The sequence below is a fragment of the Neisseria sp. P0021.S005 genome (genome assembly GCF_051956955.1).
The window spans coordinates 1-437 of the sequence record NZ_JBQCWY010000987.1 but is presented as its reverse complement, the minus strand read 5'-3'; the positions used below and the strand labels follow the sequence as shown (position 1 = coordinate 437).

The window sequence follows — 437 nt, the reverse complement described above, 5'->3', positions numbered from 1 at the left end:
GTCTCAACTTCAGGGTGGTATGGGAACTGCAGCGAGTGGGGCTAGTCAATTATATGCAGGTGCAGGCGCACTTCAGTCAGGGAGTCAGACCTTATCAAATGGCTTAGGAACTCTTGCTGGATCTACACAAACATTGGCTACAGGTGTTGATACCTTGAGTTCAGGCGCATCTGCCTATACTTCAGGTGTGTCAACTTTGTCAGGTGCTTTGTCACAGTTAAACGCGAACTCTGAGGCTGTTAATTCTGCTGCAGGTCAATTTGTATCAGGAGCAGAGGCCATGAATACCTTAGTTACAGGTGCAGATTCGTTGTCGACAGCGCTCAGTCAAATGGCTACAGCAACAAGTTTATCTGAAGAACAGCAAGCACAGTTGTCAACCCTGTCAACTAATTTAACTGATTTAAATACAGCAATTCAAAATCTTAATACAGCGG

At 45.1% G+C, this 437-nt stretch carries 1 protein-coding gene; it reads left to right on the top strand.

What is annotated here, in order from left to right; all coding sequences use genetic code 11:
* Positions 1 to 437 (top strand): hypothetical protein (locus ACTHUE_RS20515; protein ID WP_440424331.1); only part of this gene is annotated, 437 nt, incomplete at both ends.